The organism is Neisseria sp. P0021.S006 (assembly GCF_051956895.1).
This window is the reverse complement of sequence record NZ_JBQCWZ010000902.1, coordinates 1-590: the sequence shown is the minus strand read 5'-3', so window position 1 is coordinate 590 and position 590 is coordinate 1. Positions and strand designations below refer to the sequence as shown.

Sequence of the window (590 nt, the reverse complement as noted above, 5' to 3'; positions counted from 1 at the left end):
GTATAGACGGGTCTGCTATATTGAAGACGTAGGCCCTGTTTTTTTTATTTATATTTTAAGGATGCTGATATGAGCAAGGACAAAACCTGGTCAGGCCGTTTTAACGAACCTGTTTCCGAGCTGGTCAAAAAATATACCGGCTCGATTGATTTTGACAAACGACTGGCAGAATGGGACATCCAAGGCTCGCTGGCACACGCGCAAATGCTGACACAGTCGGGCGTTTTGAGCGAAGACGACCTCTCGGCCATCCGTCAGGGCATGGCCGAGATTATAGCAGAAATCAAGGAAGGAACTATTTCCTGGTCGCTGGATTTGGAAGATGTCCACATGAACATCGAACGCCGCCTCACCGACAAAATCGGCGACGCCGGCAAACGCCTGCACACCGGCCGCAGCCGCAACGACCAAGTCGCTACCGACATCCGTCTATGGCTGCGCGATCAAATTACCGTTATCCAAAGCCTGATTCAAAACCTTCAGACGGCCTTAGTCGATTTGGCGGAACAAAATGCCGAAACCGTCATGCCCGGCTTTACCCACCTGCAAGTTGCCCAGCCGGTCAGCTTCGGACACCACATGCTCGCCTA

The 590-nt window shown here is 51.9% G+C and carries 1 protein-coding gene; it reads left to right on the top strand.

Going from position 1 to position 590, the window contains the following annotated elements; translation table 11 throughout:
* Window positions 1-69: 69 nt before the first annotated feature.
* On the top strand, window positions 70-590 hold a 521-nt coding region (locus ACTHUM_RS17800), incomplete at its 3' end, for a lyase family protein (RefSeq protein WP_440403663.1).